This window comes from Erythrobacter litoralis (genome assembly GCF_029760855.1).
Classification (GTDB): Bacteria; Pseudomonadota; Alphaproteobacteria; order Sphingomonadales; family Sphingomonadaceae; genus Qipengyuania; species Qipengyuania litoralis_A.
Genome location: NZ_SOSI01000002.1, coordinates 246,244 through 270,083, shown reverse-complemented (window position 1 = coordinate 270,083; position 23,840 = coordinate 246,244). Strand labels below are relative to the sequence as shown.

At 60.8% G+C, this 23,840-nt stretch carries 25 protein-coding genes and 1 tRNA gene; 18 read left to right on the top strand and 8 right to left on the bottom strand.

The window, feature by feature from the left end:
- Positions 1 to 19: 19 nt before the first annotated feature.
- The 7 genes from E3U23_RS04190 to aroA form a co-directional block, all read right to left on the bottom strand.
- Entirely contained in the window at positions 20 to 994 is a 975-nt protein-coding gene (locus E3U23_RS04190) for an NADPH:quinone oxidoreductase family protein (protein WP_279349946.1), read from the bottom strand.
- A 25-nt stretch (positions 995 to 1,019) separates the two neighbouring features.
- Positions 1,020 to 1,775: a hydroxyacylglutathione hydrolase gene (gloB, locus tag E3U23_RS04185; RefSeq protein ID WP_279349945.1), complete on the bottom strand. Its 756-nt coding sequence runs from the start codon at positions 1,773 to 1,775 to the stop codon at positions 1,020 to 1,022.
- A gap of 98 nt (positions 1,776 to 1,873) precedes the next feature.
- Positions 1,874 to 3,580 (bottom strand): 30S ribosomal protein S1, encoded by a 1,707-nt coding sequence (gene rpsA / locus E3U23_RS04180; RefSeq protein WP_279349944.1) that lies wholly within the window; start codon positions 3,578 to 3,580, stop codon positions 1,874 to 1,876.
- Between the two features lie 325 nt (positions 3,581 to 3,905).
- Entirely contained in the window at positions 3,906 to 4,514 is a 609-nt protein-coding gene (locus E3U23_RS04175) for a YSC84-related protein (protein ID WP_279349943.1), read from the bottom strand.
- 86 nt (positions 4,515 to 4,600) lie between these two features.
- Positions 4,601 to 5,227, bottom strand: a complete 627-nt coding sequence (locus E3U23_RS04170; RefSeq protein ID WP_279349942.1) for a (d)CMP kinase — start codon at positions 5,225 to 5,227, stop codon at positions 4,601 to 4,603.
- Positions 5,224 to 5,493: a CBU_0592 family membrane protein gene (locus E3U23_RS04165; protein ID WP_279349941.1), complete on the bottom strand. Its 270-nt coding sequence runs from the start codon at positions 5,491 to 5,493 to the stop codon at positions 5,224 to 5,226. The genes E3U23_RS04170 and E3U23_RS04165 overlap by 4 nt, the downstream gene beginning before the upstream one ends.
- Positions 5,486 to 6,778, bottom strand: a complete 1,293-nt coding sequence (gene aroA / locus E3U23_RS04160; protein WP_279349940.1) for a 3-phosphoshikimate 1-carboxyvinyltransferase — start codon at positions 6,776 to 6,778, stop codon at positions 5,486 to 5,488. Before aroA ends, E3U23_RS04165 begins: the two co-directional genes overlap by 8 nt.
- 194 nt (positions 6,779 to 6,972) lie before the next feature.
- Here aroA and E3U23_RS04155 point away from each other — a divergent pair, with 194 nt between their 5' ends.
- The 5 genes from E3U23_RS04155 (at position 6,973) to rimM (ending at position 10,156) form a co-directional block, all read left to right on the top strand.
- A complete protein-coding gene (locus E3U23_RS04155) occupies positions 6,973 to 7,302 on the top strand; it encodes a TIGR02300 family protein (RefSeq protein ID WP_279349939.1) in 330 nt (109 codons plus the stop codon).
- 91 nt (positions 7,303 to 7,393) lie between these two features.
- A tRNA-Ala gene (locus E3U23_RS04150) sits at positions 7,394 to 7,469 on the top strand.
- A 182-nt stretch (positions 7,470 to 7,651) separates the two neighbouring features.
- Positions 7,652 to 9,151, top strand: coding sequence for a signal recognition particle protein (gene ffh / locus E3U23_RS04145; RefSeq protein ID WP_279349938.1), 1,500 nt, complete (start codon positions 7,652 to 7,654; stop codon positions 9,149 to 9,151).
- A 33-nt stretch (positions 9,152 to 9,184) separates the two neighbouring features.
- Positions 9,185 to 9,661 (top strand): 30S ribosomal protein S16, encoded by a 477-nt coding sequence (rpsP, locus tag E3U23_RS04140; protein ID WP_279349937.1) that lies wholly within the window; start codon positions 9,185 to 9,187, stop codon positions 9,659 to 9,661.
- Positions 9,662 to 9,670: 9 nt separating this feature from the next.
- Positions 9,671 to 10,156: a ribosome maturation factor RimM gene (gene rimM / locus E3U23_RS04135; protein WP_279349936.1), complete on the top strand. Its 486-nt coding sequence runs from the start codon at positions 9,671 to 9,673 to the stop codon at positions 10,154 to 10,156.
- Here rimM and E3U23_RS04130 read toward each other — a convergent pair.
- Positions 10,153 to 11,073: an NAD(P)/FAD-dependent oxidoreductase gene (locus E3U23_RS04130; RefSeq protein ID WP_279349935.1), complete on the bottom strand. Its 921-nt coding sequence runs from the start codon at positions 11,071 to 11,073 to the stop codon at positions 10,153 to 10,155. The genes rimM and E3U23_RS04130 overlap by 4 nt on opposite strands.
- 54 nt (positions 11,074 to 11,127) lie before the next feature.
- Between E3U23_RS04130 and E3U23_RS04125 the strand changes: the two genes are divergently transcribed.
- The 13 genes from E3U23_RS04125 (at position 11,128) to E3U23_RS04065 (ending at position 23,840) form a co-directional block, all read left to right on the top strand.
- Complete coding sequence (locus tag E3U23_RS04125; protein ID WP_279349934.1) at positions 11,128 to 11,454, top strand: hypothetical protein; 327 nt, start codon at positions 11,128 to 11,130, stop codon at positions 11,452 to 11,454.
- Positions 11,451 to 12,221: a tRNA (guanosine(37)-N1)-methyltransferase TrmD gene (trmD, locus tag E3U23_RS04120; protein ID WP_279349933.1), complete on the top strand. Its 771-nt coding sequence runs from the start codon at positions 11,451 to 11,453 to the stop codon at positions 12,219 to 12,221. Before E3U23_RS04125 ends, trmD begins: the two co-directional genes overlap by 4 nt.
- A complete protein-coding gene (rplS, locus tag E3U23_RS04115; RefSeq protein ID WP_279349932.1) occupies positions 12,218 to 12,586 on the top strand; it encodes a 50S ribosomal protein L19 in 369 nt (122 codons plus the stop codon). The genes trmD and rplS overlap by 4 nt, the downstream gene beginning before the upstream one ends.
- A 305-nt stretch (positions 12,587 to 12,891) precedes the next feature.
- On the top strand, positions 12,892 to 15,138 hold the full coding sequence (locus E3U23_RS04110) for a S9 family peptidase (RefSeq protein WP_279349931.1): 2,247 nt from the start codon (positions 12,892 to 12,894) through the stop codon (positions 15,136 to 15,138).
- Positions 15,139 to 15,223: 85 nt separating this feature from the next.
- The gene (locus E3U23_RS04105) at positions 15,224 to 16,249 is read left to right on the top strand and encodes an aspartate-semialdehyde dehydrogenase (protein WP_279350248.1); all 1,026 of its coding nucleotides are present in this window, start codon (positions 15,224 to 15,226) and stop codon (positions 16,247 to 16,249) included.
- Complete coding sequence (locus E3U23_RS04100) at positions 16,249 to 16,866, top strand: hypothetical protein (protein WP_279349930.1); 618 nt, start codon at positions 16,249 to 16,251, stop codon at positions 16,864 to 16,866. The genes E3U23_RS04105 and E3U23_RS04100 overlap by 1 nt, the downstream gene beginning before the upstream one ends.
- Positions 16,867 to 16,914: 48 nt before the next feature.
- Positions 16,915 to 17,559 (top strand): 2-hydroxychromene-2-carboxylate isomerase, encoded by a 645-nt coding sequence (locus E3U23_RS04095; protein WP_279350247.1) that lies wholly within the window; start codon positions 16,915 to 16,917, stop codon positions 17,557 to 17,559.
- Positions 17,559 to 18,314 (top strand): alpha/beta fold hydrolase, encoded by a 756-nt coding sequence (locus E3U23_RS04090; protein WP_279350246.1) that lies wholly within the window; start codon positions 17,559 to 17,561, stop codon positions 18,312 to 18,314. The genes E3U23_RS04095 and E3U23_RS04090 overlap by 1 nt, the downstream gene beginning before the upstream one ends.
- Positions 18,315 to 18,381: 67 nt before the next feature.
- Positions 18,382 to 20,229: a M2 family metallopeptidase gene (locus tag E3U23_RS04085; protein WP_279349929.1), complete on the top strand. Its 1,848-nt coding sequence runs from the start codon at positions 18,382 to 18,384 to the stop codon at positions 20,227 to 20,229.
- A complete protein-coding gene (locus E3U23_RS04080; protein ID WP_279349928.1) occupies positions 20,223 to 21,239 on the top strand; it encodes a YncE family protein in 1,017 nt (338 codons plus the stop codon). The genes E3U23_RS04085 and E3U23_RS04080 overlap by 7 nt, the downstream gene beginning before the upstream one ends.
- A complete protein-coding gene (locus E3U23_RS04075) occupies positions 21,236 to 21,697 on the top strand; it encodes an ATP-dependent zinc protease family protein (RefSeq protein WP_279349927.1) in 462 nt (153 codons plus the stop codon). The genes E3U23_RS04080 and E3U23_RS04075 overlap by 4 nt, the downstream gene beginning before the upstream one ends.
- 11 nt (positions 21,698 to 21,708) lie before the next feature.
- Positions 21,709 to 22,614: a 30S ribosomal protein S6--L-glutamate ligase gene (gene rimK / locus E3U23_RS04070; protein WP_279349926.1), complete on the top strand. Its 906-nt coding sequence runs from the start codon at positions 21,709 to 21,711 to the stop codon at positions 22,612 to 22,614.
- The gene (locus tag E3U23_RS04065) at positions 22,614 to 23,840 is read left to right on the top strand and encodes an OprO/OprP family phosphate-selective porin (protein ID WP_279349925.1); all 1,227 of its coding nucleotides are present in this window, start codon (positions 22,614 to 22,616) and stop codon (positions 23,838 to 23,840) included. The genes rimK and E3U23_RS04065 overlap by 1 nt, the downstream gene beginning before the upstream one ends.

The following is a 23,840-nucleotide window of genomic DNA, read 5'->3' as shown; positions in this document are numbered from 1 at the left end:
CTGTGCCGCAGAGGGCGGCTCAGGGCTCGAGTACGATCTTCCCGAAAAGATCGCCTGCCGCCATCTCGTCGAATGCATTGCGCCATTCCGCAATGGGCAAAACGCGGTGCACATGCGGGCGAATGGCGCCATTCTCGACAAGGCGATCGAGCGCTCGTGCGATCTCGACGGCTCGTTCGGGAAAACGTCGGGCGTACTCGCCCGCACGGACGCCCACGATCGAAAAGCCTTTAATCAGGGGAATGTTGACGCTGATCGTCGGGATACGTCCAGCGACGAAGCCGACGACCAGTATCTTGCCGCCGAATGCGACACAGCGCGTACTCTCATCGAACACGTCGCCACCGACTGGATCGAAGACGAGATCGCACAGCCGGTCGTCGGTCAGGCGCGCGATTTTCTCCCGGAAACGGCCTGTGTTTTTCATAGCGTGATCCGCTTCCGACAAAGCCGCCAGCGTCTCCAATTTGTCAGAACTATGCGTTGTAGCGATCACGGTAGCGCCTAAGGCTTTGGCAAGGTCGCACGCCGCGAGGCCGACGCCTCCGCTCGCCCCGTGGATCAGCACTGTCTGGCCCGCTTTCAATTGTCCAAGCTCGAACAGTGCGACGTAGGCTGTGTGGTATGCGACACCGAAGGCAGCGGCTTCCGCGAAGTTCAGACCTTCGGGGATACGGCGAACCGCTGAGGGGTCGAGAGCAATGCGTTCGGCGAAGGCGCCCGTCTTTGCGCCGCCCATGACCCGGTCGCCCTTTATAAAGCCGCAATCGGGTGGGGCTTCGACAATTTCGCCTGCCATTTCCATGCCGGCGATGAACGGTACCGCAGGTTTGAACTGATAGGCGCCGCGCGTCATCAAGAGATCGGGGTAATTGAGCGACGCTGCACGGACTCGTACGATGAGATCTGACGGCTTTGGCTCCGGTTCCTGGATCTCCTGATACTCGACACCCGAAAGGTCGTCGGACAGTCGATCAACGACGACGGCTTTCAACGGCTAACTCCTTCACCCTGAGACGTCAGAATGCATCCTTCGCCATGCGCAACGTGGCGAAAGTATCCGCTGGCGTCTCGCCGCCCCAACGGTCGCGCAGGCCGGCATCGTCCGCCCGCAAGAACGGATTGGTGGCCAGTTCGCGATCGAGCTTGGTCGGAACGGTTGGTTCGCCGCGCTCGCGCTTCTCATCCACCTCGGCGGCGTATTGCTGAAGGGCGACGTTATCAGGATCGGCGTGTAGCGCGAATTTCGCATTGGCCTGCGTGTATTCATGCGCGCAATAGAGCGTGGTTTCCGGCGGCAGATTGCGGATCCGGTTGAGACTGTCCCAGAACTGCTGCGGCTTGCCTTCGAACATCCGGCCGCAGCCGAGGGCGAAGACGCTGTCGCCGACGAAGGCAATGCCGTCCTGCGGAAAATGATAGGCAATGTGTCCGTTCGTGTGTCCGGACACATCGATAACCTGCGCTTCGTGCCGACCTATCGAAACCGTATCGCCATTCCCGACCTCGCGGTCGATCACCGAAAGCTTCTCGACTTCCTTCGGCGCGACCACCTTGGCACTGGTCGCCTCGACTATGGTTTTGTTGCCCCCGGCATGATCGGGATGCCAGTGGGTGTTCCAGATTTGGGTGATCCGCCAGCCCTTAACATTGGCCTGCTTCACGTATTCTTCGCCGTCGGGCGTATCGATCGCCGCGGTCTCGCCGCTATCGGGATCGTGGAGGAGGAAGCCGTAATTGTCGGACAGGCAGGGGAACTGATGAACTTTAAGCATGCCACCAACCTAGGCGTGGCAACCGCAAACGGAAAGGCCCGCCGGCTCGAACGAGCGGGCGGGCCTTTCGCAATGTCCCTTGATGAGGGGTGGGCGGCTTATTCGCCGTCCTTCTTCTTCAGCGCTTCGCCGAGAATGTCGCCGAGCGAGGCACCCGAATCGGACGAACCGAACTGGGCCACCGCTTCCTTCTCCTCGGCGATCTGACGCGCCTTGATCGAGAAAGTCGGCTTCTTCGAACGATCGAAGCCTGTGACCATCGCATCGACCTTCTGGCCGGGCTGGAACCGGTCCGAACGCTGTTCGTCGCGGTCGCGTCCGAGGTCGCTGCGCTTTACGAACCCGGTCGCGCCGTCTTCGCCGACCTGCACTTCAAGCCCGCCATCGCGCACTTCGAGGACGGTAACGGTGACGACCTGGTTCTTGCGAACCGAGCCAGCTGCACCCGCTTCGGTCGGCGCGCCTTTTTCGAGCTGCTTCATGCCGAGGCTGATACGCTCTTTGTCGACATCGACATCGAGCACGACGGCTTCGACCTGCTCGCCCTTGCGGTGCAGGGCGAGAGCGTCTTCACCCGAAATGCCCCACGCGATGTCCGACATGTGGACCATGCCGTCCACATCGCCCGGCAGACCGACGAAGAGACCGAATTCGGTGGCGTTCTTGACTTCGCCTTCGACTTTGGTGCCGACCGGATGCGCATCCGCGAATTCTTCCCAGGGATTGCGCTGGGCCTGCTTCAGGCCGAGCGAGATACGGCGCTTGTCGCTGTCGACTTCCAGCACCATCACTTCGACTTCCTGGCTGGTCGAGACGATCTTGCCCGGATGGACGTTCTTCTTGGTCCAGCTCATTTCGGACACGTGGACAAGGCCTTCGATGCCCGGCTCGAGTTCCACGAATGCACCGTATTCGGTGATGTTCGTAACCGTACCCGTCAGCTTCATGCCGACCGGATACTTGGCCGAAACGCCGTCCCACGGATCGCTTTCGAGCTGCTTCATGCCGAGGCTGATGCGCTGCGTATCTTCGTTGATACGGATGATTTGGACGGTCACGGTGGAGCCGATTTCGATCATTTCGCTGGGATGGTTGACGCGCTTGTAGCTCATGTCGGTAACATGGAGCAGGCCGTCGATGCCGCCCAGATCGACGAAGGCGCCGTAATCCGTGATGTTCTTCACCACGCCGTCGATTACCTGGCCTTCGGTCAGATCGTTGATCAGCTCGCTGCGCTGTTCGGCGCGCGTTTCTTCAAGCACGGCGCGGCGCGAGACGACGATGTTGCCGCGGCGGCGATCCATCTTCAGGATTTGGAAGGGCTGCGGCATGTCCATCAGCGGGGTGACGTCGCGCACGGGGCGGATGTCGACTTGGCTGCCGGGGAGGAAGGCCACGGCGCCGTCGAGATCGACAGTGAAGCCGCCCTTGACGCGGCCGAAGATGCGGCCTTCGACGCGCTTGCCTTCGCCGAATTCGTTTTCGAGCTTGTCCCATGCGGCTTCGCGGCGGGCACGGTCGCGGCTGAGCATGGCTTCGCCGTCGGCGTTCTCGATCCGGTCGACGAACACTTCAACTTCGGAGCCGACCGTGAGACCGTGCTCGTCGTCGACGCGCATGAATTCCTTGAGATCGATCCGGCCTTCGCTTTTCAGGCCGACATCGACATGAGCCATGCCGTTTTCGATGGAAGTGACAGTGCCCTTGACTACGCGGCCTTCGAAACCGCCATCGTCCGCATTGCCGAGCTGCTCGTCGAGCATTTTCGCGAAATCATCGCGCGTGGGATTGGCTGCAGTTGCCATGTATGGTGTAATCCTAACGTTCGTTTTGCTACCGGCCACCGGTTTTTCCGAGGTCTTATTCCGCTTCCATGCACCATTGCATGGGGTGTGCGGGGCAAGAGGCCGACATTCCCCCCGGGCCGTATGCCGCGATGGGAGTCCGCCATTCATCGCCGATCAGCGCGAGGTGTCGCCGATGGGCGAGCCTCTGCACAAATCCGGCCATGTCGAGCGAACCGCCGCCCCTTAGGCTCGAAATCGCAAAATAGCAATCGATTCCGAAAAGCAGAGAGGGCCGATGTCCTTTCAGACAACGGCCCTCTCCTTCGTCGGTATCCGAAACGGATTACATCGTTTCGGCGGTCTCCGTATTCATGTTCGGATCTTCAGCCGAATTTTCGTCCTTCCAGATGCGCATTGCATCCACGCTGACGTCGGCCATCAGACCTTCGGCGTTGAAGACATAAAGCTGCGTATCCGTGCCGGTCGCCTCGGCGGCGGCGTTTGCATCGGCATTTGCGATGACGAGGGCGGATTCAGCACCGATGCTCCATTCGCCGTCATCCTGCACGTCCTGAAGCGCGGCGTCGTCGCGAATGCGGAAAACATAGGATGCGGCCGATACGCCAGCCTGCAGGCCGATGCTCGCTTCGCCCATATTGTAATAGTCGACGATCTGGCCGTTCTGAACGAGGGCGCCTTCGCCGCCTTCACCGCCGACGCCCAGTGCGACCGAGGTCACATCGGGAAATACGAGATAGGCGGTCGAGGTTTCGCCGCAGGTCGGCTCGACTTGTTGGCACTGCTGGAGCGCCGCCATGACCTTCTGATCAAGATCGGCGTTGTCGCTCATCGCGCCCGTTTCTTCGGGCGTGGCTTCTGCGTTGGTTTCTTCGGCCTGCTGCGAGCAAGCGGCAAGAGCGCCGGCGAGAATAAGCGCGGAAATGCGTTTCATCATAATTCCCCTGTTGTGGTTTTTGTAATTAGGTGGATGGCCCCTTAACATGTTGGTGACAAAGGCGTTCCGACATACTGTTCCGGCTATTGCTTCGCAGCAATCTCTTGAACCACTTCGATAGCCGCTTCGATCGCCTGATCGCGGCCGAATGCCGTCGTATCGAGGATATACGCGTCTGGTGCCGGTTTGAGAGGTGAATCGGCGCGTTCCATATCGCGCACATCGCGCCGCGCGATATCCTTCTCGATTTCCTGCAGGGTTACCACGATCCCGCGTTCGCGCATTTCGGCGTGGCGTCGGCGGGCTCGGGCTTCCACGCTCGCGGTAACGAACAGTTTGACCGTCGCATCGGGCGCGATGACCGTGCCTATATCGCGCCCGTCGAGCACCGCCCCGCCGGGGCGTGTGGCAAACGCGCGCTGGCGATCGAACAAGGCTTCTCGTACGGCCGGATGGACGGAAGCGCGGCTTGCGAAGCCTCCCGTCTCTTCATTTCTCAGGGCAGGATCTTCGAGGAGGCTGTCAGGGAAGGCAGTGGCGGCCAAGGCGGTTTCAGCATCGTCGGGATTGCCGCCTTTCATTGCTACCTGGCGTCCGACCGCACGGTAGAGCAAGCCAGTGTCGAGATGGGGCAGGCCGAAACGCGTTGCGAGCGCCTTGGCAATCGTGCCTTTTCCCGAGGCGGTTGGCCCGTCGACTGCAATGATCATGCCTCACGCTCCTGTCCCTTGCGACCCGTCCTTATAGCTTTGACGAGGCCATAGATCGCAATAGCAGCCCAGAAGCCTTCGAGGACTAGGCTCGGCCAGTTCGTATGCACGAGCAGGGATACAGTGAGCAGGGCGGCGCCTGCGAGATTGGTGCCGTGGAGAACGAACGGGTTGGGCCGCTCGCTGAAGGTCAGATACGCATATGCAGCGATAATGCAGGCGGTGCCGATAAAGCCGACATAGCTGGCCCAATCCAGTTCAGTCACCGCTTGCCTCCGAAATCAGACTCACGAAGTTCGGAAAGCTCGTCGCGATCGGATCGGTGCCGTCGATTTCGACCCCGTTCTCGCTGGCGAGGCCCGCCACCGCCATGCTCATGGCAATGCGGTGGTCGAGATGCGTTGTCACCGGTCCTCCGCCAGACAGAGGTCTGCTGCTATTTCCTTCGATGATCAGTCCGTCCTCACGTTCTTCCACCCTTGCTCCCGCCTTTCTCAGCGCGGCAGCCATTGCCGAGAGGCGGTCGCTTTCCTTGACGCGCAACTCTTCGAGACCGGAGGTATTCGTCGTACCTTCCGCCAGCGCAGCGGCCACGAACAGCACGGGAAACTCGTCGATCATGCTCGGCGCGAGGGAAGGGTCAATTTCGGTGCCTTGCAGTCGTGCATGCCGCACCCGCAGATCGGCGACCGGTTCGCCGCCGACCTCGCAATGGTCGAGATATTCGATCTGGGCGCCCATCTGTTCGAGGACCCGATAAATGCCGTTGCGGGTTTGGTTGAGCCCGACGTTCTCGATGACGAGATCGCTGCCCGGAACGATGCTGGCGGCGACCGCGAAGAATGCTGCGGAAGAGGGATCGCCCGGCACCACGATGTCGCAAGGCGAAAGATCGACCGGACCGGTAATCGAAATGTGGTTCTCGCCGTTCACCTCGGTCGTTTGCACATCCACCCCGAACCCGCGGAGCATTCGCTCAGTATGGTCGCGTGTCGGTATTGGCTCGATCACGGTCGTGGTGCCAGGCGTATTCAGCCCTGCGAGGAGGACCGCGCTCTTCACCTGCGCGCTTGCGACCGGAAGGCGGTAAGTAATTGGAACGGCAGGTTGCATCCCTTCCATCATCAAAGGCAAGGTTCCGCCCGGGGAGGGGGTGAAGCTAGCACCCATTGTCGACAACGGATCGATCACGCGGCCCATCGGGCGCTCGGACAGGCTAGCATCGCCGGTAAATGCCGCGTGTATTCCGTGGCTCGCAACTAGCCCCATCAACAACCGCGTGGACGTTCCTGAATTGCCCATGTCGAGCGCCTGCTCCGGCTGCAGGAGCGTCCCAACGCCGACGCCATCGACGATCCAATCATCGCCCTCACGTTCAATCGTCGCACCCATCTGCCGAAGCGCCCCAGCGGTCGCCAGCACGTCTTCGCCCTCGAGCAGACCGGAAATCCGGCTCCGTCCGACCGCCAGCGCGCCGAACATCAGCGCGCGGTGGCTGATCGACTTGTCGCCGGGTACGCGGATGCGGCCTTTCAATGGGCCGGACGGCATGAAGCGATGCGGGGTCAAGCGGCTCTCGTCTCGGTTTAAGGGGTGGGTCGGGCGCGGCGTCTTTGACAGTGGCAATACCATCTGGCAAGGCGCGCGGCGCTGTTGATTCCCGGACCTCGGGATCCCATCATTACAGACACCAGAATTCATCTCACCGCTGCTAGGGCGGCGGGGAAGCAAGGCAAGGATTACCAATGGTCAAACCGGAATGGGGCACGAAGCGCACCTGCCCGAAATGCGGCACCCGCTTCTACGATCTGAACAAGGACGACCCGGTCACGTGCATCGAGTGCGGCGAGGAATGGTCGCCTGAACCGGTGCTCAAGTCAAAGCAGCCGATCCCGTTCGAAGAAGAGAAAGAGAAGAAGGACAGCGAGGCCGATAGCGATCTCGCTGATGACGATCTCGACGATATCGACGACGACGAAGATTCGCCCGACAACGAAGTCGATCTCGGCGGCGACGACGATCTCGGCGTCGAAACCAAGAGCAAGGGCGACGACGACGATACCGACGAAAGCTGATTTTTCGCTTGCTTTGCGGATGGTGCCTGCATAAACGGCGCCTCCGCAAACGGGCACGCCTCCCAGGGCGTGCGCGCTGATGAAATGGCACGGGGCCTTAGCTCAGCTGGGAGAGCGCTACAATGGCATTGTAGAGGTCAGCGGTTCGATCCCGCTAGGCTCCACCATTTCGAATACTGCAGGGTTTGGCGGTAGCAAGTCGTGGCGACGGCTGCGGCTTGCTTCCACCACACCCGGGCTTCAGTTTGGGACCATAGGGGCATCGCCCCACGCTGGCTGACGAGGTTTCGTCCGCCGGCGTTTTTCGCGTTTATCCCGCATCATAGCGGCGGGAGGGAGTAGAACGGCCATGTTCGACAATTTGTCCGACCGGCTCGGCACAGTTTTCGACAAGCTCAAGGGCCGCGGTGCGCTGTCCGAAAGCGACGTGCGCGAAGCAATGCGCGAAGTGCGGATCGCGTTGCTCGAAGCCGATGTCGCGCTGCCTGTGGTGCGCCGTTTCATCGACGCGGTCACCGAAAAGGCGATCGGGCAGGATGTGCTGCGCTCGGTCACGCCGGGGCAGCAGGTGGTCAAGATCGTCAATGACGAATTGGTCGCCATGCTCGGCGGCGGCGATCCCGATGCGCCGCCGGAGGGGTTAAACCTCAACGCCAAGCCGCCCGTCGTTGTGATGATGGTCGGGCTGCAGGGTTCGGGTAAGACCACCACGACGGCCAAGCTGGCACGGATGCTGCGCGAAAAGCAGGGCAAGAAGGCGCTGATGGCATCGCTCGATGTCAATCGCCCCGCCGCGCAGGAACAGCTTGCAGTGCTCGGTGAGCAAACCAGCGTCGCGACCTTGCCGATCATTCCCGGCCAGCAGCCGGTCGACATCGCTCGCCGGGCGATGGAAGCGGCGCGCCTTCAATCGGCGGATGTGCTGCTGCTCGATACCGCCGGCCGTCTGCACGTCGACGAAGCTCTGATGGCCGAGATGAAGGCGATCGCGGGCGTATCCACGCCCACCGAAGTGTTGCTGGTGGTCGACAGCCTGACCGGGCAGGATGCGGTCAACGTCGCGCAGAGTTTCACCGGCGAGGTGCCGCTGACCGGCGTTGTTCTCACCCGGATGGACGGCGATGCCCGCGGCGGTGCGGCACTCTCCATGCGCTACGTCACGGGCAAGCCGATCAAGTTCGCCGGCACGGGCGAAAAGCTCGATGCGCTCGAAGTCTTCGATCCCAAGAGGGTCGCGGGCCGCATTCTCGGCATGGGCGATGTTGTCAGCCTGGTCGAACGTGCAGCCTCTACCATCAAGGAAGAAGAGGCTGAAGCGCTCGCCAGGAAAATGGCGAAGGGCGAGTTCGACCTCGACGACTTGCGCATGCAGCTTAAGCAGATGCAGAACATGGGCGGCATCGGCGCGCTAGCCGGCATGCTGCCCGGCATGAAGAAGGCCAAGGCGGCGATGCAGGCGAGCGGGATGGACGATAAGGTCCTGTTGCGGATGGATGCCATCATTTCTTCCATGACCGCAAAAGAGCGCAAACTGCCCAAGCTGCTCAACGCCAAGCGCAAAAAGCGTGTGGCGGCAGGGTCGGGTACGCAAGTTCAGGATGTGAACAAGGTGCTGAAGATGCACCAGGAAATGGCCAAGGCCATGAAGCAGATCAAGAAGATGGGCGGGCTGAAGGGCCTCGGCGCGATGTTCGGCAAGGGCGGGCTGGGTGCGGCGATGCCCGGACTTGGCGGGCCGGGGGGTCCGGGCCCCCTTGGCGGACTGCCGGGCATGGGCGGCGGCAAGGGGCCGTCGGTCGATCCCGATACGCTTCCGCCCGAGCTCCGCGACATGCTCGACAAGAAATAAATTCAAGTATTTAATCCAGAAAGGTAACACTACATGGCAATTGCACTTCGTCTCTCCCGCGGCGGCGCCAAGAAGCGCCCCTATTACCGTATCGTTGCAGCCGACAACCGCAGCCCGCGCGATGGCAAATATCTCGAGCAGATCGGCACCTACAATCCGCTGCTCGCCAAGGACGATGAAAAGCGCGTTCAGCTGAACGAAGACCGCGCACGTCACTGGCTCTCGGTTGGCGCGCAGCCGTCGGACCGCGTGGCCCGCTTCCTCGATGCCGCCGGCATTCGCGAGCGTGCGGCCCGCAACAACCCGAAGAAGGGCGAACCGGGCGAAGCCGCCAAGGAACGCGCCGAGGAAAAGGCGACGAAGCAGGCCGAAGCGGAAGAAGCCGCGAAGGCTGCCGAGGAAGAAGCCAAGAACGCGACTTCGGAAACCACCACCGAAAGCAGCGAAGAGCCGGCCGAGGGCGGCGAAGCCGTGGTCGAGGAAGCGCTCGAAGAAAAGTCTGAAGGCTAAGCGCCTTTTATGTCGGACAAACCCGTCACGCTTGCCGCCATCGCCGGCGCGCACGGCGTGACGGGCGAAGTCCGGCTGAAGTTGCTGGGAGAGGGGCTCGAAGCGTTGAAGGCGCACAAGTCTTTCAACGATGGTAAGCTTACCATCAGTAATCTGCGGAGCGATAAGAAGGGCGGGGCAATCGCGCGGTTTACAGAGGTTTCCGACCGCACGGATGCCGAAGCCCTGCGCGGCACGACCCTGACGGTTCCGCGTAACGCCCTTCCCGAATTGGACGCGGACGAATTCTATTATTCGGACCTGCTTGATTTACCGGCTGAAACGGATGGTGGCGAACCTGTCGGCCGCGTCTGCGCCATCGAGCATTTCGGCGCGACCGAGATCGTCGAGATCGAGAAGCCGGACGGCAAGCGCTTCATGGTGCCGCTAACGAAGCAGGCGGTTCCGGAATGGGATGAGAACCGCCTAGTTCTAAATGCGGATTTCGTCGATTAGCGCCGGAGTGGCCGCTGCTCGGCCAAACGGTTGCGGATCGCGGTAGCCGCTACTCCGGCCTGACCCATCGCGTGGCTGATCTGGTCGAGGCCCACTACCACGTCGCCCGCGGCAAACAGACCGGGCACGCTCGTTTCCAGATGGTCGCCGACTTTGATGCAGCCTTCTTCGGTCGTTTTCGCGCCGCATGCCTGCGCCAGTTCCGAGCGGATGGTGGATCCCAGCGCCGGATAGACGCTGTCGAATGCCATGCGCCCCTCCGCCGTATCGAATGCCAGTTGCTTGCCTTCGAGGGCGAAGCCGCCACATGGCCCGGCGATGCGGACAATACCGGCCTCGTCGAGCTTGGCTGAGCAGGTGTCGTCGAGGTCGTGATCGCCATGCGGACTGACCAGGGCGAGGTCGCTCGTGTAGCCGCGAAGGAATTGGGCTTCCGAAGTGCCATGATCGCCGGTTCCGAGGACCGCCACCTTTTTGTCGGTTACTTCGTAGCCGTCGCAAATCGGGCAATAGCGAAGCAGGCCGGCCGCCAAAGCCTGCTGGTGCACGGCATCGTCTATGCCCTTGGGTCGGTGGTTGACGACACCGGTAGCGAGCAAGACGGTGTGTGCGTAAAACGTTTCGTTACCGCAGGTTACGAAAAATGCCTCACCATCCTTCGAAAGGTCGGTGACCTTTTTCGGCTCGCGCATCGCCCCGTATCTGGCCGCCTGTTCGCGCATCCGTTCGAGAAGTTCGTTGCCGTTGATGCCGTCCGGAAACCCCGCGTGATTGTGACTGGTCGGAATCCAGCTTGCGCGGCTCGTCCCGCAATCGAAGATGCGAATGGAAAGATGGAACCGGGCGAGGTAGATGGCGGCAGTCAGCCCGGCGGGACCGGCGCCGATGATGATGCAGTCGTCGGGTGCGCCGGTCATGGTAGGGGAACGCATAGGATAGCGTTCTGTTGCAGCCTGCGGTAGGCGCTTGATATGTTCGCTTTGGTAGCCATCGCCTTCGGTATAGCAATCGGAATAGGGCTTATCTCTCTACTTATCGCGATGATATTTTCTTCTGTCATTGGTCATTTTCGACCCGATATGCCTACCACGCGGGTTTCGCATATAGCTTCAGGATTCATCCCCGTTTCTCTCTCTTTACTTGGTTTAGCAAGTCTAGTCATAGTTGGAGATCCGGTAAGTGGTCCGGCCGCTCAAGGTATGCTCGTGGCATTCGTGATCTGCTGCGGACTTTTGTTTATCGTTTGGCCAATCAACAACAAATTGGTTTCTGTATTTTTGCGGAACCGTGACACGTGACCTTCGCCGCCACCATCCTCACCCTCTATCCTGAAATGTTCCCCGGGCCGCTCGGCGTATCGCTGGCGGGGCGGGCGCTGGAGCGGGGGGACTGGTCGTGCGAGGCGGTCCAGCTGCGGGACTTTGCGACCGACAGGCACCGTACGGTCGACGATACGCCGGCGGGCGGGGGCGCGGGCATGGTGCTCAAGGCCGATGTGCTGGGGCATGCTGTCGAGCAGGTAAAAACCTCTATTCCCAATATGGATGCGGGGGCAGGGCCAAGACCTATCCTCGCCATGACGCCCCGCGGCAAACCCATCACCCAGGCGCGCATTCGTGAGATTGCCGCCGGCCCCGGCGTCGCCATTCTGTGCGGGCGGTTCGAGGGCTACGACGAGCGGATTTTCGACGCCTACCCAGAGATCGAGCAGGTCAGCCTTGCCGACATCGTCCTTTCCGGCGGAGAGCCAGCGGCGCTGGCCATTCTCGATGCTTGCATTCGGCTCATTCCCGGCGTAATGGGCGCGCCTTCAAGCGGGCACGAGGAGTCGTTCGAGGACGGCCTGCTCGAGTACCCGCAATACACCCGACCTCAGGAATGGGAAGGGCGCACGATCCCCGAAGTGCTGCGATCGGGGGATCATGCGAAAATCGCTGCTTGGCGCAAGGCAAGAAGCGAAGACGACACACGGTTACGCAGGCCGGACCTTTGGGAGCGCCATGTCGGCGCTCGGGACCAGTCTGCCTCTGGCGCGCAGCATGAAACGAAGGAACCGGACCAGTGAACCTGATCCAGACACTCGAAGCCGAGGCGATCGAAAACCTCGGCAAGGACATCCCCGAATTTCGCGCGGGCGACACCGTGCGCGTCGGCGTGAAGGTCATCGAAGGCAATCGCGAGCGTGTGCAGAACTTCGAAGGCGTAGTAATCGCCCGCTCGAACCGTGGCATGGGCAGCAACTTCACCGTGCGCAAGATGAGCTTCGGCGAAGGCGTGGAACGCGTGTTCCCGCTTTACAGCCCAATCGTGGACAGCATCACCGTGGTCCGCCGCGGCATCGTGCGCCGCGCGAAGCTCTACTACCTGCGCGGCCGGACCGGCAAGCGCGCGCGGATCGCCGAACGCAGGGACAACGCCCCCAAGGCGTAAGCCTGCCGTTACAGCGCTGGAATATGAAAGGGGCGGTCCTGGTATCGGGGCCGCCCTTCTTGCGTCGGGATCGTAAGAGACTGCCTTCTACACCTCGGTTTTCGTTCCGCCGAACCAGTGAGCCGTATCGGCCCGGTCGGAACTCAGCCATAGTCCTTTGCCCACGGTAGCGATTTCGCTAAATTCGGGCTTAAGCTGAAATGTAGGCATAGTTGCGTTCGCGAAGGTTGCTTTCCACTGCTGTGCTTGCGAGGAATTCGATCATACGAACGGCCCGAACGCATGGGCATCTTCCTGGAGAGATCATGAGGTCGCTAACCCTTCTCGCTGCGCTGGCTCTTGGCACGTTGCTATCCTCGCCTGCTTTTGCCGACCGGCAGCTTGATCAAACGGAAAGCGCCGCCATGGACTTGACCTTCGAACGCGTCTTCGCCTCCCCTTCGCTCGACGGCCCGACACCCCGGCAGGCAAAGCTTTCGCCCGACGGCCGCTATCTCACCGTGCTGCGCAACCGGGTGGATGACCGCGAGCGCTACGACTTGTGGGCATACGATCGGCAGGCGAGCGAATGGTCGATGTTGGTCGACAGCGAGAAGCTCGGCTCGGGCCGCGAATTGTCCGAAGCGGAGAAGATGCAGCGGGAGCGGGCCCGGGTCGGCAGCCTCAAGGGAATCATCGCTTATCAATGGGCGCAGGACGGTTCGGGTGTGCTCGTACCGCTCGACGGCGACCTCTATCTCGTGCGGCTTGGCGGCGAAGTGGTGCGGCTGACCGATACGGAAGAGAGCGAACTCAATCCTGCGCTCAGTAACAGGGGGCGGTATGTTTCATTCGTGCGCGATGGGAGGTTATTCGTCGGCGAGATCGGCGCCGAAGCACAACCCGTCACACCGCAGGAAGAGAGCGACGCGATCCGCTGGGGCGAGGCGGAGTTCGTCGCGCAAGAGGAAATGGACCGCCTCACCGGGTACTGGTGGGGGCCGGACGATCGCCGTATAGCCGTCGAGCGGTTCGACGAAAGCGGCGTCGGCATCGTGACCCGCGCAGCTATCGGCGCGACCGGGACCAAGGTGTTCGAGCAGCGCTATCCCGTTGCAGGAAGCCCGAACGCTTTAGTCGAACTGTATGTCATGGACCCGGACGGCCGGAACCGCGTGAAGGTCGATCTGGGCGATGATGCGGACATTTATCTAGCCAGGGTCGATTGGGCACCGGACGGCAGCGCCGTGTATGTGCAACGTGAGAACCGGCAACAGACCAAGCTCGACATGCTGAAGGTCGATCCTGCGACCGGCGAGAGCGAAGTGCTCTTCACTGAGAACGCGGCACCGGATTACTGGATCAATCTGTCCAACAATTACAAATGGCTGGATGACGGGTCTCTCATCTGGTGGTCGGAACGCGACGGCTTCGGCCATCTGTATCGCTATGGCGACGGAGAATGGACCCAGCTCACCGAAGGAGATTGGGTCGTCACCAGCCTCGTCGGTTTGGACCAGCAGGTGGGCAAGGTGTTTTTCCAGGCGACGAAGGACGATGTGCTGGCACAGCAGGTCTATTCGCTCGATCTCGCAAATCCTTCTCAAATCAGCTTACTGACCGATCCCGGCTTCGCCAATTCGGCCAGCATGGACGGCAAGGGGCAGACCTTGCTCATCAGCCGTTCCAATGACGACACGCCGCCGCAAAGCTATATCGCGGATCAGCAAGGCAATCGTCTGGCATGGATCGAAGAGAACGCGCTCGACAGCGAGCATCCCTATTCGCCGTTTCTCGCGAGCCATCAGCCGACGCGATATGGTACGATCGAAGCCGAGGACGGCACGCCGCTCCATTGGGAAATGGTCACGCCCGAACTAGAAACGGGCAAGCGCTATCCGGTGTTTTTCTATCATTACGGCGGGCCCGGCCCTCAGATCGTCACCAAGGGTTGGGACGGCCCGCTGCGGCAGGCGATAGTCGACAAGGGCTATATCTGGTTCGCACTCGACAATCGCGGCAGCGCCAATCGCGGCGTCGCATTCGAACAGCCGATTTACCGCGCGATGGGCGGCGTCGAGGTACGCGACCAGAAGGCGGGGGCGGAGTATCTGAAAACCCTGCCCTTCGTCGATCCAGGCAAAATCGCGATCGATGGATGGTCCTATGGCGGCTATATGACGCTCAAGATGCTGGAAGCCGACCCTGGTCTTTATGCTGCAGGTATCAGTGGAGCGCCCGTGACCAAATGGGAGCTTTACGATACCCACTATACCGAACGGTTCATGGGTACGCCTAAGGCCGACGCGGCGGCCTATGCCAAAAGCGACGCCATCGCCGATGCGCCGAAGATCGCCGATCCGCTACTGCTCATCCACGGCATGGCAGACGACAACGTCGTGTTCGAGAATGCGACGGAGGTCATCGCAAAGATGCAGGAGGCAAACGTGTCGTTCGAGATGATGCTTTATCCCGGCTACACGCACCGCGTCTCGGGCGAGAACATCTCGCCTCACCGCTATAACACGGTGTTCCGCTTCCTCGAACGGAACGGGGTGACGCCCCCTGAGTAACGCTTCACCTGCGTCAAGCCGGATTGGCGTTGCGTGATGATGACCTGCGCTTATCTGGGGCGGGCGTAGAAATCGGAGAATGGCATTGGGTTATCGGGTAGTGGTCGTCGGCGCGACGGGAAATGTCGGGCGCGAGGTGATGCAGATCCTCGCCGAGCGCGAGTTTCCCGTGGACGAGGTGGCGGCGGTCGCCAGTTCGCGCAGCCATGGCACCGAGGTCGAGTACGGTGACAGCGGCAAGATGCTCAAATGCAAGAACATCGAGCATTTCGACTGGTCGGGATGGGATATCGCCCTCTTCGCGGCAGGCAGCGGCCCTGCCAAGGAATATGCCCCGAAGGCGGCGGCGGCAGGTTGCGTCGTGATCGACAATTCCTCGCTCTACCGCATGGAGCCGGACGTTCCGCTGATCGTACCGGAGGTCAATCCGCAGGCGATCCACGGTTATTCCAAGCGCAACATTATCGCCAATCCCAACTGCTCGACCGCGCAGCTCGTCGTCGCGCTGAAGCCGCTGCACGATGCGGCGACGATCAAGCGCGTGGTCGTCAGCACCTATCAATCGGTTTCTGGCGCGGGCAAAGCCGGGATGGACGAGCTGTTTCAGCAGAGCCGCGCGATCTTCGTCGGCGACCCGCTGGAGCCGGTGAAGTTCAGCAAGCAGATCGCATTCAACGTCATTCCGCACATCGACGTCTTCCTTGACGATGGCTCGACCAAGGAGGAATGGAAGATGGTGGTCGAGACGAAGAAAATTCTCGATCCCAAGATCAAGCTTTCGGCCACCTGTGTCCGCGTACCCGTGTTCGTCGGGCATTCCGAGGCGGTGAACATCGAATTCGAGAACGAGATTTCGGCCGAGCAGGCGCAGGATATTCTGCGGGAGGCGCCCGGCTGCATGCTCGTCGATAAGCGGGAGGACGGGGGTTACATCACGCCGGTCGAAGCCGCGGGCGACAGCGCGACCTATATCAGCCGCGTGCGCGAAGATCCTACGGTCGATAACGGCCTCGTCCTTTGGTGCGTGAGCGATAACCTGCGCAAGGGAGCGGCCCTTAATGCGGTACAGATCGCCGAGCTTCTGGGTCGCGAGTGCTTGAAGAGGGGCTGATGCGCTCCTTCGTTACCGGTTTGGGGCTGATCCTCTGCCTGTCGGCTTGCGGCGGCGAAACAGAGGAGCAGGGCGCTGCCGTAGTGGCGACGCCGACCGAGCGGGTGACGCCGACTCCAGATGCGGCGTCTCGCGGCAAAAGCGCGGTGTCGCTGGCTCTTCGCTCCGACGGCGTCACGATCATCGAAGCCGGGTCGGGGTCGCGGAAAACGAACACCATAATCTTCGGCGCAGACGAGGTGGAGGTGATCTCTGCCATGTCCGAGGTTCTCGGTCGGCCCCGCACGGGTAGCGATGCGGAATGCGGAGCGGGCGCTGTAAGCTTTGCGGATTTCGGCTCTCTGCAAGTCAATCTTCGGGACGGGCATTTCGTCGGATACGTAGCCACGATGGCCGACGGCACGCAGTTCGCGGGTGTCGGTGGCGAAGACCTGTCGAACGCAACGTTTGAGGGATTGCGAAACCGAGCTGATGCCGAACCGGTCGAATCGACGCTCGATGGAGAGATCGCGTTTTCGGGGAGCGATGGCGGACGGCTCGGCGGTTTCGTCGAGGGCGCGGGAGAAAGCGCACCGCTGCAATCGGTCTTCGCAGGGACGACCTGTTTCTATCGCTAACCCCCGAGACGGGGTGACGAAGCGCCGGTCGATTGGCATGGATGCATGATGACACTCGCCGCAGATCTCTATTTCAGTTTCCGCTCGCCTTACAGCTACCTCGCGATCGGACGTTATTGCGCCTTAGCTGAAACCCACAATGTGGATATCAATCTTCGTCCCGTATGGCCGCTTGCGATCCGTGAGCCGGATTTCTTCGAGCGCAATCACCCCAACTGGTTGGGCTATACCATGCGCGACATGCGCCGCGTCGCGGAGTTTTACGATATCCCCTTCGGTCCACCTCGACCGGACCCGATCGTGCAGGATGTCACCACCCGCAAGATTGCAGCGGATCAGCCATACATACGCCGCGTCACGCGCCTGGGCCAAGCGGCTTCGCGCAGGAAGCGCGGTCTCGTATTCGCGCAGGAAGCGGGTCGGATGATTTGGGGTGGGCAGCACGATTGGCACGAAGGCGGCCACCTCGAACGCGCGCTAATAGCGGCGGGGCTCGATCCTGAAGAAATCGTCGCGGAAATCGAGAGCGAGGACGACGCCCTCGATGCGGAAATTGCTGCAAACCAGCAAGCACTGGAGAAGGCGGGCCATTGGGGAGTTCCGACACTTGTGTTCGACGGCGAACCCTTCTTCGGACAGGACCGGATCGAGATGGCAAATTGGCGAATGGAGCAGAATGGATTGCGGGCATGATGACAACCGAACATTTCGAAAGCTTCGACGGAACGCGGCTTGCGCTTCATCGGATGGGCGAGGGCGCGCCATTCGTACTCCTCCACGGGCTGTTCTCGAGCGCTGAGATGAACTGGATCAAATTCGGCCACGCCGAACGGATCGCCGCGATGGGCTATGAGGTCCTGATGCTCGATTTTCGCGTTCACGGCGACAGCGAAGCGCCGCAGGATCGAGGTCGCTATCCCGAGAACGTCCTCGTGCGGGACGTTGCTGCGCTGATCAATTATCTCGGTTTGGACAAATATGATTTGGGCGGCTTCTCGCTAGGTGCCCGAACTTCCTTGCATACGGTCGCCAATGGCGTTCTTGAGCCACGGCGACTGGTCACCGGCGGCATGGGCACGGCGGGCCTCGGCGAGTGGGCGAAGCGCAGCGCGTTCTTCAAGCGAGTGATCGACGACTTCGACAGCATCGAACGCGGCGATCCTGCGTATTTTTCTATGCAGTTTCTGAAATCCCAAGGCACGGACCGGGTGGCTGCGCGCCACCTTCTCGACACCATGCCCGATCTCGATCTCGCCAAACTGGCGAACGTCACCATGCCGACACTGGTCGTCTGCGGAGACGAAGACCGTGACAATGGAAGCGCGGAGGAACTTGCTCGCCTTCTTCCACGGGCCGATTATGTCGAGGTGCCCGGAACTCATATGGGCAGTGTGACCAAACCCGAACTCGGCATTGCGATCGCGGACTGGCTCGGTCGCCCCGCTTGATCGACGGTGCGTTTCGGTGCAATTCGTTCGCAAGCGCAACCGGATCGCACGCTTGAGGAAACGCACCATGACATTGTTCCGCACTTCGCTCGCCGCTCTTGCTATCGCATCGGCGACCCCCGCCTTCGCCGACCATCACATGGAAACCGGCGACGCCGTTGCCGCCCGATATCCGATGACGCCGCAGGGCGCAGCCGATTGGGTGGCATCGGTCGAACAGGAGATGCGGGATTTCTCGGTCGAATATTCGCGCGTTTCGTGGATCAATGCCACCTACATCACGCCCGATAGCGATGCGCTCGCAGCTAAATACGGCGCTGAGTACACCGAGATGGCGGTGCGCTACGCGAACGAGGCCGCGAAGTATTCGAAAGTCGAAGGGCTCGATCCGGTAGTTGCGCGCAAGCTCGATATGTTGCGCAATGGGATCGTCATGCCCGCCCCGGCACGTGACGGTGCGGCGACGGAATTGAACGAGATTTCGACGAGCCTCAACAGCCAGTACGGCAAGGGCAAGGGCACCCTGAACGGCGAGGAGATCTCCGGTTCCGACATCGAGGCGGAGATGGGCAATCTCGAACGTACGCCCGCGGAATACCAAGAAATGTGGACCAGCTGGCATGACAATGTCGGTGCGCCGATGCGCGAGGATTACCAGCGCATGATCGCCATCGCCAACGACGGATCGAAGGAATTGGGCTTCGCCGATCTCGGCGCCATGTGGCGCTCCAACTACGACATGGATCCAGACCAGTTCGCAGCCGAGACCGAGCGGATGTGGCAGGAGGTCAAGCCGCTCTACATGGCGCTTCACACCTATGTGCGAGGCAAGCTGAATGCCAAATACGGCGATACGGTGCAGCCTGCGAATGGACCTATCCGTGCGGACCTACTCGGCAATATGTGGGCGCAGGAATGGGGCAATATCTATCCGCTCGTGGCGCCCGAAGGGGCAGGCGATATTGGCTACGACCTGACCGAGCTCATCGAGACGAACGGCATGGACGAGGTGCAGATGGTTCGGACCGGCGAGCAATTCTTCTCTTCGCTCGGTTTCGCGCCACTTCCCGAAACGTTCTGGGAGCGCAGCCAGTTCACCAAACCGGAAGACCGTGAGGTAGTTTGTCACGCCAGTGCGTGGGACGTGGACAATATCGACGATCTACGCATCAAAATGTGCATCAAGCGCAATGCCGACGACTTCGTGACCATCCACCACGAACTCGGCCACAACTATTATCAGCGCGCTTACAACGAGCAGGATTTTCTTCATCTTAACGGTGCGAATGACGGTTTCCACGAAGCGATCGGCGATATGATCGCGCTCTCGATCACACCGGAATACCTTACCCAGATTGACCTGCTCGAACCTTCGCAGGTGCCGAGCGCAGACAAGGACATCGGCCTGCTTCTACGCCAGGCGATGGACAAGGTCGCTTTCCTGCCCTTCGGCCTGATGGTGGACCGCTATCGCTGGAGCCTGTTCGATGGATCGATCCCGTCAGATCAACTCAACAAGGGCTGGAACGACCTCCGGCTCGAATATCAGGGCATCGTGCCGCCGGTTGCGCGTGACGAAAGCGGCTTCGATGCGGGCGCGAAATATCACGTCCCCGGCAACGTGCCCTACACGCGGTACTTCCTTGCCCGCATCCTGCAGTTCCAGTTCTTCAAGGCGGCCTGCGACCAAGCCGGGTGGGAAGGGCCGCTTCACCGCTGCTCGTTCTACGGTAATGAGGAGGTCGGCAAAAATCTGAATGCCATGCTCGAAATGGGCGCCAGCAAACCGTGGCCGGATGCGCTCGAAGCCTTTACCGGCAGTCGCGAGATGAGCGGTGCGGCGATGGTCGAGTATTTCGCACCGCTGATGGCGTGGCTCGAAGAGCAGAACGCGGGGCAGCCGGAAGGATGGTGAAGGCTTCCAAGGCAGCCCTGCTTGCCGCGATAGGTCTTGCGGGCTGCGCGCCGGTAGCGACGGAGACACGTTCTGCAATAGAAGCCGAGTCCGACGAGGGCGCATTGTTCGTTGCCGGCAAGTTCGGCAATACGCTCGCGCGCGTCGATCTCGGCAGTGGCCAGGAAACCGCGCGCGTCGATAGCTGCGCCAATCCGCACGAATTGGCGGTGTCACCCGATAGCGAGTACGTCGCGCTTGCGTGCTACGGAGGAACGAGCGTCGATATCTTCCGGACCGCCGATCTGGTGCGCGTCGCGAGCGTCGATCTTGGTTCGGGTGCTGCACCTCATGGCATCGTATGGCACCGGAACGGTTCCATTTATTCGACCGCCGAAGGACGCAACTCGGTATTCATGATCCGCGACCCCTTATCCGAGATGCGCGAAACCTTCGAATACGGAACGGGTAAGGAAGGCAGCCACATGCTCGCTGTTTCGCCTGACGGCCGGACGGCATGGACAACGGATCTGAAATCGAAGACCGTAACCCGCATCGATATGCTTACGAAGCGCGCGCCCTTCTCCACGACCGTCGGTATCGAGCCGGAAGGCATCGCGCTCAGCGAAGACGGTAATACGCTATGGGTCACCGCTCGCGGGTCCGACATGGCCTATGCCCTCGATCCGCAATCTTTGGAGAAGATCAAGGATGTGCCGGTCGGCCGTTTTCCTTTGCGGATCGCACTGCGCTCCCAAGGCGATGTTGCGATCACGTCCAATCTCGCCGACGGTGCCCTGTCGGTCATCGATACGGATACCGGTGCGGTCATCCGGACGATAGCCGTGTCGTCGCCGGAGGAAGCGGAGAGCCGACAGCAAGTTACGATAGCTTGGTCGCCGGACGGCCGGCGCATTTACGTCGCCGAAACCGGGACCGACACCATCGCCGAGGTGGACTTCGAAAAAGGCGAGGTGTTGAGACGCTTCTCGGCAGGCGACGGCGGCGATGGTCTGGCGGTGGTACAGTGACGCGGCGCAAACCCCTTCCGGTGGTAGGCTGGCGCGAACTGGTGCATTTGCCCGAGCTTGGCCTTCACGCCGTTCCCGCGAAGATCGACACCGGAGCGCGTACGACGTCGCTGCACGGTACTGTCCTCGAACAGTTTGAGCGCGACGGGCAGAAATACGTGCGCTTCGCCGTCGATTTCGATCGGCAGCACGTCCGCCAGATTTGCGAAGCGGTCAATGTCGACAAGCGCACCATCACGAGCTCAAACGGAGAGCGGCAAACGCGGTTCATCGTCAAAACGCCGCTGCGCATTGGCGACGTCGAGCATCGTGCCGAAATCAGCCTCGCGGATCGTAGCGACATGCGCTTTCCCATGCTGATCGGCAGGTCTTACTTGCGCCGCAGGTTCTTCGTGGATAGCGGCCACTCCTGGTTGCAGACTCCGGAAAATCCGGTCGTCGAAGGACATAAACCGTAAGGATTTCCCGTATGCAGATCGCGATGCTGGCACGTAATGCCAACCTCTATTCGCATCAGCGATTGAAGGACGCGGCGGAAGAACGCGGACACCAACTCGATATCCTGAACACCCTGCGCTGTACGGTCCATATCGCAAGTCATCGCCCGCAAGTTTTTTACAATGGCGAACCGGCGCTGGGTTACGATGCGATCATTCCACGCATCGGCGCGTCGATCACAAATTACGGACTCGCCATTCTTCGCCAGTTCGAGATGCGCGGCTGCTGGCCGCTCAACGAAAGCGTCGCCATCGGGCGCAGCCGCGACAAGCTGCGCAGCATGCAGATCCTCGCGAAATACGGACTTGGCCTGCCGCTGACCGCTTTCGCACACGATCCCAAACAGACCGAGGAAATCATCAAGGCGGTGAACGGGCCGCCGGTGGTCATCAAGCTGCTGGAAGGGACGCAAGGCATCGGCGTGGTGCTTGCCGAAACCATGAGCAGCGCCAAATCGGTAATCGAGGCCTTCCGCGGTGCGAACGTGAATATCCTCGTGCAGGAATTCATCAAGGAAGCTGGCGGCACCGATATCCGCGCACTCGTCGTCGGCGGCAAGGTCGTCGCGGCGATGAAGCGCACCGGGGCACCCGATGACTTTCGTAGCAATCTCCATCGTGGTGGCAGCGCGCAGGTCATCAAGATCACGCCGGAAGAGCGTTCCACGGCCGTTCGGGCTGCAAAGCACATGGGACTCAACGTCTGCGGCGTCGATATGCTACGCAGCAATCACGGCCCGGTAATTATGGAGGTGAATTCGTCACCGGGCCTCGAAGGCATTGAGAAGGCGACCGGCAAGGATATTGCCGGTCAGATTATCGAATTTATCGTGGCCAAAGCGAAAGACGGGAAAACGAAAACAAAAGGCAGGGGATAATGGTTCGTCTCATTTTACGAGGTTTTGCACTTGGTACTTTAGCTCTCGCCTCCCCGATTTTCGCACAATCCGCCGAAGACGACTCCGAACTATTTTCGGAAGATGAGCAGTTCCTTCGGATCGGCACGGACGATGAAAACATCACCTTCGCACCTTTCGTGCAGTTGGACGCAGGCTATTCGGACACAAACCGCACGTCCAACGACACCGATGCAAGGATCCGTTTGGCACGTCTCTATGTCTTCGCCACCAAGGGTGATTTTAGCGGCACGTTCGCCTATGACTTCAAGAGTGATTTGTTACGCTACGCTTTCGGAGCGTACCAGATCGATGATAGTTTCAAGGTGCAAGTCGGGCAGCAGGACGAACCGTTTTCGTTGCAAGATTATTCCGGCAGTCGCTTCCTGCCCTTTGCCGAGGCGGGGCGAAGCGCAGCTCTAATCCCTGGCGACAATGTTGGCATCGTCGCGCGCTATTCGGGCAACAACTATTCGCTCGCTGGCGGGGTGTTCGGCGGCGACCTTAATAATGGGCTGGCGGAAGGCGGTGTCGCGATAACAGGCCGTGCGACCTTCGCACCCGTTTACGAACAAAGCCGTATCGAACGGGGCGGCGATGCCACGCAAGACGGGTTGGGAACGCAAAGGGTCGAAGATCTCCTACACTTCGGTGCCGGTGTCTCAGCGCGTTTCGATATCGACGACCCGCTGAATTTTACTTCGAATGCCAACAGTTCGATCCTAACGCGTTCCCTCGCGACGCAGCCGGAGCTTCCCTCGGCCAACAGCCTGCTGCGGCTTAATCTCGAAGCGGCCCGCTCGGTTGGCTCCTTTTCGCTTCAAAGCGAATTCACCGCGGCCCGCATCGACACGGATCAAGTAGAAGGCACGGCCCATGCGGGCTATCTGTATGCGAGCTACTTCCTCACAGGCGAACGGCGTGGTTATTCGCGAGGGTCGGGCACCTTCGGGCGGGTCATTCCCATCAATCCCATCGACGAAGGAGGTTTCGGTGCGATCGAGGTCGGGGCGAGAGCCGACTACCTTGATCTTTCCGACCTTGAGGCCGCAGCAGGCGCCGAATGGGGCCTGACGGGTGTGGTGAACGCTTATCTGACCAAGCGTATAACCCTGACCGCCGACTATAGCTTCTCGAAGGTTACGGCTGGCGCGAATGACGGGTTAGAGGCGCACGCAATCACCGGCCGGGTCCAGTTCGCCTATTGA